At 58.7% G+C, this 7737-nt stretch carries 12 protein-coding genes; 2 read left to right on the top strand and 10 right to left on the bottom strand.

From position 1 onward, the window contains the following. Positions 1-20: 20 nt before the first annotated feature. From HMPREF2581_RS04745 to HMPREF2581_RS04790, 10 genes are all read right to left on the bottom strand, one after another. Positions 21-1286: a zonular occludens toxin domain-containing protein gene (locus HMPREF2581_RS04745; RefSeq protein ID WP_073624823.1), complete on the bottom strand. Its 1266-nt coding sequence runs from the start codon at positions 1284-1286 to the stop codon at positions 21-23. A gap of 8 nt (positions 1287-1294) precedes the next feature. After that, positions 1295-1654 (bottom strand): DUF2523 family protein, encoded by a 360-nt coding sequence (locus HMPREF2581_RS04750; RefSeq protein WP_023103176.1) that lies wholly within the window; start codon positions 1652-1654, stop codon positions 1295-1297. An 8-nt stretch (positions 1655-1662) separates the two neighbouring features. Beyond that, complete coding sequence (locus HMPREF2581_RS33125) at positions 1663-1941, bottom strand: hypothetical protein (protein ID WP_058182465.1); 279 nt, start codon at positions 1939-1941, stop codon at positions 1663-1665. Further along, positions 1938-2177 (bottom strand): hypothetical protein, encoded by a 240-nt coding sequence (locus tag HMPREF2581_RS33130; protein ID WP_070867301.1) that lies wholly within the window; start codon positions 2175-2177, stop codon positions 1938-1940. Before HMPREF2581_RS33130 ends, HMPREF2581_RS33125 begins: the two co-directional genes overlap by 4 nt. Before the next feature lie 944 nt (positions 2178-3121). After that, a complete protein-coding gene (locus tag HMPREF2581_RS04765) occupies positions 3122-3352 on the bottom strand; it encodes a hypothetical protein (protein WP_042933604.1) in 231 nt (76 codons plus the stop codon). A gap of 11 nt (positions 3353-3363) precedes the next feature. Beyond that, positions 3364-3591: a hypothetical protein gene (locus tag HMPREF2581_RS04770; RefSeq protein WP_043106688.1), complete on the bottom strand. Its 228-nt coding sequence runs from the start codon at positions 3589-3591 to the stop codon at positions 3364-3366. Further along, positions 3591-3941, bottom strand: coding sequence for a DNA-binding protein (locus HMPREF2581_RS04775; protein ID WP_042858037.1), 351 nt, complete (start codon positions 3939-3941; stop codon positions 3591-3593). Before HMPREF2581_RS04775 ends, HMPREF2581_RS04770 begins: the two co-directional genes overlap by 1 nt. Before the next feature lie 5 nt (positions 3942-3946). Continuing rightward, entirely contained in the window at positions 3947-4204 is a 258-nt protein-coding gene (locus tag HMPREF2581_RS04780) for a hypothetical protein (RefSeq protein WP_070867302.1), read from the bottom strand. Beyond that, a complete protein-coding gene (locus HMPREF2581_RS04785) occupies positions 4197-4388 on the bottom strand; it encodes a hypothetical protein (RefSeq protein WP_134281322.1) in 192 nt (63 codons plus the stop codon). The genes HMPREF2581_RS04780 and HMPREF2581_RS04785 overlap by 8 nt, the downstream gene beginning before the upstream one ends. A 253-nt stretch (positions 4389-4641) precedes the next feature. Continuing rightward, positions 4642-6033 carry a phage/plasmid replication protein, II/X family gene (locus HMPREF2581_RS04790; protein WP_058164020.1) on the bottom strand — a complete coding sequence of 464 codons (1392 nt, stop codon included), beginning with the start codon at positions 6031-6033 and terminating at the stop codon, positions 4642-4644. 129 nt (positions 6034-6162) lie between these two features. Here HMPREF2581_RS04790 and HMPREF2581_RS04795 point away from each other — a divergent pair, with 129 nt between their 5' ends. After that, complete coding sequence (locus tag HMPREF2581_RS04795; RefSeq protein WP_019726182.1) at positions 6163-6525, top strand: helix-turn-helix domain-containing protein; 363 nt, start codon at positions 6163-6165, stop codon at positions 6523-6525. Positions 6526-7136: 611 nt separating this feature from the next. After that, positions 7137-7595, top strand: a complete 459-nt coding sequence (locus tag HMPREF2581_RS33285) for a hypothetical protein (RefSeq protein ID WP_058182378.1) — start codon at positions 7137-7139, stop codon at positions 7593-7595. Positions 7596-7737: the final 142 nt, after the last annotated feature.

The raw sequence follows: 7737 nt of genomic DNA on the forward strand, positions 1-7737 counted from the left end.
ACATTATGCGAAGCCATGGGTCAGAGCGTGCGAGGTAAGCGGCTGTTATCAGACACTACGGTCACGCGGGTTCCCTGCTGCGGCTGATGCGGCTGAAACGAATGCGGGGTCTGCACCTGCGCACCGGTCGCGGCGGACGCTGCGCTACGCTGGCTGCCGCCGCTCGCGGTGCTTGTCGCATCCATCACCGTAGATACGGCCCCTCGGCCCGTCCAAAACGTCACACGCTCACCGTCGATATCACAGTACAAGTCAGGCGTGCGCTCGAAGAACCGGCACTTCTCAAACGGCCAGAACCGCGTGCGGCCGTTGTCAGAAACGATCACGACGCGCGACGTCTTGCTGATCGGCTGGTCAGGCTGCGCATTGTAGCCATCACGCGATCGCCACGCGTCAGCCTTGCCCAGGCCAGCATGAACATACCCGGCGATCCGCCACACCGACGACAAAACCGGACCGTCCGAAGGCCTCCCATACACCGCCTGAGCGGCACGCGCACCAGGCGCAACAGCCGGCTGAACCTGCTCGGCAACCTTGGCGATCGGTGCCGGCGCTACAGCATGTTTCGGCTGAGGCGGCGTGAAGAACTTGATGATTCCAGGAACACCCACGGCCAAGCACACAACGATCAACCCAATCAGCGACCAGAAGCCCCAAGAACGCAGGAACGAGGCCCGAGAATCAGCCTTGGACTCATCCCCGACACTGCCCGTTTCCGACTGCGTAGCTGACTTGTAATAGCGGTACACGTCCGGCTTGAAACGCCCCGCGGTGCTGCGCAGCAGCTTCGACTTCGGCGGGCTGTCGCCCTTGGCCACGCCGTTGTAGATATCGACTCGAAACATGGTCTTCGACTTCTTGACCATCCGGTACGTGGTTTCGACAAGCAACGTGGCCCAGCTCGCCAACTGGTCGAGGTCCTGAGTCACCATGACAACCCGCATCGACCGGTTTTTCTTGTCTACGCGGTGCCGGTGCTCGGCCAGCAACTTCTTATCGGCCATCGGTGCGTCATTGGTCTTCTGCCCCTTGGGCCAGCGCCGCCAGAGTTCGTCGAGGACCAGGACCGAACCAGGCGGCGCAAAGTCGGCCAAGTCTTCACGCTCAAACCAGTCTTCGGGCAGTTGCTCAATAGTCCCGCCGAAATCCATCAGCAGCATATCGACTTCAAGCGGGATATTCGTCACCACATGCCGGTCCTGCTTCAGTGACGGAATAATTACATGCTCGACAACGCCGTAACTTTTACCGTGCCCAGGCTTGCCCACATATGCATCAATCGCCATACATCACCTCAACCGATAATCGGGATACGCCGGAGAATGAAGCGCAACAGATACGCACCCAGGACCATGGTCACGCCTGGACCAATCTGGAATGCATTGGCGAAATAAACGACCGATGGCGGAATGCCCTGGAACGCATTACCGGCTGTAACGAAGAAGTCAGGCACCGGCAACCACTCGAAAAACTTCACAACCGCAGAAGTCATCCTATGGAACACATACTCCGGTAAAACAGGGAGCAGTTCCCAAAAATAATCGAACGCATCTTGCACCCACTTAAAGAATTCATCAATTGCCTTAAGTGCACGCTGAAAGAAGTCGGTTGCCGTCTGAATAAGCTGCTTGATAGCACTAAGAATACCGTCCATATATCACCTCACGCTGACAAGAACACACGGACCGAAAGCAGCGCCCAGAACGCTAGGAACACCGCCCGCAAGATCGGCTCGATCTGCGCCCACAGATCACAATGGGAACTGAACGTAATGTTGGAGCCGAACAGCGAGATGCTCTGCGTCGGGCAGGCGCCCCCGCTGGGAAAGTTGATGCGACCCAGCGCCTGGCCTATCGGTGACTTCTGAATCCCCGTCCAGGCCGTCTGTAGCGACTCATCAAAGCCAGGCACCTTGTCCGTACCGAAGGGGTTGTTCTTCACGAACGCGCAGCTATCGTCCTTGCAGCCACCCGTAAGACCCGAACCGCCACCAGTACCACCACCCTCCCCTGAACCGTCGCCACCGCCACCCGTACCACCACCATCACCACCGCCACCAGTTCCAGGCGTACCGCCATCGCCGCCACCGTCGCCGCCGCCACCCGTACCACCATCGCCACCACCATCAGTTCCACCGTCGCCACCACCGCCCGTACCGCCGCCACCGGTACCGCCATCACCACCACCGCCCGGGTCAGTGGGGTCGGTCGGGTCCGTGGGGTCAGTCGGATCGGTCGGATCAGTGGGATCGGTCGGATCAGTGGGCGTCTTGACGCACGTCGTGCCAGACCAGCTATAGCCAGCCGGACACCCCGGATTATTCGGGTCGGACGGAGGTTCATCCGGATCAGTCGGCGGCGTATCGTTCAACGAGGGTCCGGACATTCCCGGATTATTCGTATCAGTCGGACATGTACTGCCATCAGTCGTCAGCCAGTAATTGCAGAAACCCTCATTCGTCGAGCCAGGAACAAAGAAACAACCACTGGACTTAGATGAAGTCGCCAAATACGTGCAGTTAGCCTTGCAACCCGTTGGCGGCCTGGAATCAACCACATTGCGGCCATTCAACTGATATACCGGAGACGGCGGAGAGCTGAACAAATCACTCAATCCAGCAATACAGTTATTCTCCGGAGGCTTTTCACAAATCCCTGTCTGCGCATTATATGTAGCACCCGCAGGACAGCCCGCCCCCTTGCGCATGACCGAAATAGTGAAGTTCGGCTCAATACGATTGCCATTAAAATATCTAAACACCGTACAAACATAGTTTGTCGAGCTTCTCATTTCGCGAGAGTTGATTTCCATTTCAACCGAAGGATATTGAGCCTTATAAATGCCCAATCCAACCTCGCACGCCGCACTAGGACTGCCGAACTTCTCAGGCGAAGTCGGACCATTGAGTTGCCAGTAATAATCCTCGGCAAAAGCACTGACCGACGCGAAACACAACACCCATAACAATGCACGCATAGTTACAGCCTCGAAAATATGGCGTAACTACACGCCGCGCCAATAACAAAGAATGCGAACTCATATAAATCCGCCATCACTCAAACTCCCCTGCCAGAAACAAAAAGGGGCGACCGAAGCCGCCCCATCGAACCGCCCTCCTCGATCAGCTCCGCAGGAAGCCCAGGACCACACGAGCGCCCTTGATGCCGGCATACACGGCGGCCAGCAGCGCAGCGACGGCCAGCACGCCGGTGGCAATGGTCGAGAAATCGATACCGGAGGTCAGGCCGCTGTAATCCCAGCCGGCAGCCGAGGCGGATTGCGAGACGACCAGGGCAGCACCTACGGCAACAGCGGAACCACCACGAACGAACAGTTTCTTCAGGTTTTTCATGGACTTACTCCTTACATTTTTTTGAGAAAGTCGAGCACGGCCTTGACGCCCAGAGCGCCGACAAGGACCGTCGCGACAAGACCGAACCCGACCGAGAACGCCTGGGCGAGTGCCTCGGGGTCCAACATCGACGGGTCGAACTGCTCCGGCACCTGGGTCAAAACCCACATGCCCGAACACAGGGGTGCCCCATCCGGCGCAATCGAGATGGAGCCATCGCAGGACAGGGCGGAAATCATCAGGAAGCCGCTTTGACCGGCTGAGCGGCCTGGAGATTGAGCGGAAGGCCATCGCCGGACAGCCAGTAGTCGTAGCCAGCGTTCCCCGCCCTGCTCGCCCAGGCCTGGACGAAGACCGGCATGGATACGACCTTGCCTTTCTGCTGGTTCCAGGCGTTGTTCAAGCCGCCTTCCATATGCTTCTTCGAGAGACGGACGGCGATGATCTTCTGTTCGATCAACCCGAACTTGTTCGGCTGCTCGACCTGGAGCAGCACAGAGTGCTCGGTGATTTGGGTCTGGCCGTTCTGGCCGTTGATGGTGCGGGTTTCGGAGTAATAGCCCTGGCACAGGCCGATGAGAGCGAGCATATGAATTACCTCAGGGGTTCAACTTGTGGGCGTGCGCCCGGTTCACGGAATGCCCATGCGGGCGGCGTCACGCTCCGGCCACGCCGGAACGTCTTGAAGTCTCGGTTGATGCGCTGCCGGCGAACGGCCTCGGCCGCCTGTTCCTGGACGACTCGGCGCATGACCAGGTCCAGGACCTGGCGCACCAGGTGCTCGTCATCGAGCACGCGGGAAATGTCCTGCTCCAGGTCGAAACGAAGGTGCTGATGGGTCGCCTTATCCATCGCTGCGCGCCCCTGCACATGACTGGACTACCGTTTCGAGCGACGAGACGAACGCGTCATTGATCAGGTCAGCGGTGAATGCAAAGCCGACCAACGCGGAAACGTTGCCCAGCAGGAACGGCAGCCACCAGTTGTAGGCAACGAAACGCAGCGTGCGCAGGAAGATGCGAGTTTTCATATTCATGAGCGCACCCATACGCCCAGGGCGTGAATCAGGGTGGCGGCAGCGGCCAGCAGCGCGAGGGCCTGGAGAGTCGGAGCGAGCACGTCAGACATCATCCTGCTGATCACAATGCTCATCCCAACGCCACAGTTCGAACTCCTGATAGCACGCAGGACAGGCAAAACGGGTCGGCTCACCCTGCTCAAACTCAACACCATCGACCACGCCGAATTCACCGCAGTAACTGCACGGACGCTCAGATTGAATACACATATCAGGCGGCCTCCACGGTCGGCTCGACGTACCAGTCGGGGTACTGCGCCGAGAAATCCACCTCTAGCAACCGCAGGATCGGCACAACGTTGCGGGTGTTGTCGTACTCACTCAGGTTCTGGAGCATCGCCTTGGAAATGCCTACCGCTTCCAGGTCAGCAACGTGGCGATAGAACGAGGCCCTAGACATTGACGCCATGGTCTCTTCCCACCCGTAGTCCTTGAGGCTGCGGTAGGTACGGAACAGATTGCGAGCATAGGCATCACTGGATTTCCCCGGCACAAACACTGCCGGAATGATGGTTCCCGTTGCCTTGTCGGCGCGGGCCTTCGTCCACTTGCCCTTCCCTACTTTCGTGTACTTCTCGATCAGTGCGGCCAGCACTTTGTCATCGTCGATTCGCTTCATGGTCATACCCTCAAAGGCCGCGAACAGCTCAGCAGTTACCGCTTTCCAACACTCCTGAATGAAACAGCGCTCCTGGTCGCGAAGCGCCTCCTGGTAGTCACATAGCTCCCACAGGTTCGTCGGCAGATTCCGCCGCTCCAACCAGCGATGCATGACGGTCGCCTCGAGGCGAAGAAGAAGCCGCGCGAACTCCTGGAGCCGAGGGTCCTGCATGACCCGCAGCGTCCGCGCAGCAGAAAGGCTCGACATGGGCATGTGGCGCTCGCGCTTGTACAGCTTCCAGGCGCGGACATGAGCGTTATCCAGGTCCTGGCGCGGTTCCGGATCGACCGTGGCACCGCGAGCAGCCTTGAGAATTTCGTCCAACTGACGCCGGAACTCCGGCCCTTTCAGATACGCCTTGATCTTGCGCAGACGCCCCTCTTTCGAACCCCAGTAGGCCGTGGTCTCGTAGTCATCACCCCGGTTGCGGGTCTGGCCATTGCTGACCCCGCGCATGAACTGGATAACCTGGAGGGCGGTCTGTTCATTCGGCATGCGTGCCGAGAACGTGCAGTCCAGGGCGTAGACCTCAATCGACAGCACATCGAGCTTCGAATACAGGTCCGGATAGGTGCCAGCCAGCCACTTCAACATGACCTCAGCCCCCATGCGGATTGAGGTCGGCCCGAAGACGTTGTGCCCCTGGAGCAGCTTGGCCGGAGACGCTTTCAGCTCCACACCAGGATCAAGGCGCTTGCCCAGGGACTGATGGAACACCTTGAAGGCCATGGGCGTGTAGCTCGACGGCAGCGATTCCCAGGCATGGGAAAGCCCCTCCACGTCATAGCCCTCCCCGTCCTCCCGCTTGAGCACGCCGCCCGAAGACCGCATGCGCACCCCCAACGACTCCAGGTCAACGACCAGCGTCGGAGCCTCGGGCTTGCCGATCATCTGGACGTGCTCCGGGCGGAAGCGGATGAACATGTGGATTCGGTCGAGCATCCCCAAAATCCCGTCAAGTGTCATATACAGACCCTTAGGGTACTGGATATGAATTTAACGGGTCAAGCAACATACAACACCACAAAGGGTCATATACGGACTCTGTACATCCAGCCAGGAGATAGCCTCGTGCACGAAGAAACCACCCTCGGGAAAGAGACCATGACCATCGGTGAAAACATACGCAGAGCGCGAGAAGCCAAGGGCTTGACCCAACGCGAGGTATGGGAAGCAACCGGGATATCAGAGTCCAGCTACAAGAGTTACGAGAAGGGAGAGAGACCGCCGCCGGGGGACAAGATCGTAACCCTAGCAAGACTGCTAGGCGTATCGACCGACGATCTACTTCTGGACGAGGCAGAGCGGGACGTATCGGACGATCTAAGAGCCATCTTCGTCCGGTTCAACCACCTGCCAGCCGAAGAGAAAGTACACGCCAAGATTGCGCTCAGAGGCATCCTGATGAGCTACGAGCAAGAGGCACTTCGCTGATCAGAATGTGATCGAAAATTCTCACCATGAGACAAGAGTCCACCATTAGAGTAGGTGGACCCGGCTCCCGCCGGGCACAGCAAAAGCCAAAGCCAAAAGCCGCCCCGAAAGCTCAGCTTCGCGGAAGAGCTCGATGACCTACGGTCACCCCTGCGGGGCATCGCTTCGCTCGTCATCGCACTCCGCTTTCGGGGCGGCAAACTCCTGAAACCCCACTGACCGAGGGACAGCCCGTAAACACCAAGGGCTCTGCCCTTGTCATCCCGCTCTTCGCCAGAGGGTCAGAGGGCAGGGGGAGAAAAGCTTCCCCCTACCCTATGACCGGAGGCTGTCTTTGCCCGATGTGGTTCAAGGGTTCGCTCCGCCCGGGACTCCGTTTGTCACCGCAAGCGCTGACAAGCCGGGGTCGCGGCCCTTGACCTGCCGGGACTCCCAAGGGGCTGGGGGATCCAAAAAGCGGGCGGAACTATTTATCGTGACGATCCGCGTGGCGTCACATTAAATACCGACGAACGGTCGCTATTTATCGTGATTCGTCACGTCAATTCCTGTATTTATCGTGACGCGTCACGTATAATTATCCCATGCCCAGCCAGCATGGAGATGCCGCAATGATCGACCCAACCGACAAGCAAACCCAACCCCTTCCCCTGGAGCAGCCAAAGCGCGGGCGCGGTCGGCCAGCCACCGGCAAAGCCATGTCAGACGCAGAGCGGGCGCGGCGCTACCGGGCGAACAAGAAAAAGCGTGACGATCAACCGTCACGAAAAGGTGCCCCATCGATCCCCACCGATGGCGTAAAGGAAATCCTCGACGGCTGGCAGCGCACCCAGGAAGAACTCGACAAGGCGCTGCAACGAATCGCCGAGCTGGAAGCCGAATTAGCGTTACGCATCACGAAAAATGAAGAGGCCGAGGCGAAGACCTGGGCAATTCAAGAGCGCAAGGGCAAGGCGCGCTGGCAGACCATCAGCAAGGGCCTGACCCGGAAAGCCGGAGAACGCCAGTTCGACAAGCTGCTGTCGGGCCTGAACGACCCGCGTTACAGCTACCGCATGGTTGAAGAATAAGTGTGACGTCACGAAATAACGTGTCGCCTCGCATAATGGGGATTACGTGTAAATGCTTGACCGGACTGCAATTTTCCGGTCTGCGCATTCTCCCTTCGGTCGGGCCTGGCCTAACGTAATCCCGTCCACATTATGCGAAGCC

The organism is Pseudomonas sp. HMSC057H01, assembly GCF_001836405.1.
Lineage (GTDB): Bacteria > Pseudomonadota > Gammaproteobacteria > Pseudomonadales > Pseudomonadaceae > Pseudomonas > Pseudomonas aeruginosa.

What these genes read in the sequence shown, in the direction of transcription:
- HMPREF2581_RS04790 (WP_058164020.1), bottom strand. Translation starts at nt 6,033, where the DNA reads ATGCTCGACCGAATCCACATGTTCATCCGCTTCCGCCCGGAGCACGTC.
- HMPREF2581_RS04765 (WP_042933604.1), bottom strand. Translation starts at nt 3,352, where the DNA reads ATGAAAAACCTGAAGAAACTGTTCGTTCGTGGTGGTTCCGCTGTTGCC.
- HMPREF2581_RS04775 (WP_042858037.1), bottom strand. Translation starts at nt 3,941, where the DNA reads ATGCTCGCTCTCATCGGCCTGTGCCAGGGCTATTACTCCGAAACCCGC.
- HMPREF2581_RS04770 (WP_043106688.1), bottom strand. Translation starts at nt 3,591, where the DNA reads ATGATTTCCGCCCTGTCCTGCGATGGCTCCATCTCGATTGCGCCGGAT.
- HMPREF2581_RS04785 (WP_134281322.1), bottom strand. Translation starts at nt 4,388, where the DNA reads ATGAATATGAAAACTCGCATCTTCCTGCGCACGCTGCGTTTCGTTGCC.
- HMPREF2581_RS04780 (WP_070867302.1), bottom strand. Translation starts at nt 4,204, where the DNA reads ATGGATAAGGCGACCCATCAGCACCTTCGTTTCGACCTGGAGCAGGAC.
- HMPREF2581_RS04750 (WP_023103176.1), bottom strand. Translation starts at nt 1,654, where the DNA reads ATGGACGGTATTCTTAGTGCTATCAAGCAGCTTATTCAGACGGCAACC.
- HMPREF2581_RS04745 (WP_073624823.1), bottom strand. Translation starts at nt 1,286, where the DNA reads ATGGCGATTGATGCATATGTGGGCAAGCCTGGGCACGGTAAAAGTTAC.
- HMPREF2581_RS33285 (WP_058182378.1), top strand. Translation starts at nt 7,137, where the DNA reads ATGATCGACCCAACCGACAAGCAAACCCAACCCCTTCCCCTGGAGCAG.
- HMPREF2581_RS33130 (WP_070867301.1), bottom strand. Translation starts at nt 2,177, where the DNA reads ATGGCGGTACCGGTGGCGGCGGTACGGGCGGTGGTGGCGACGGTGGAA.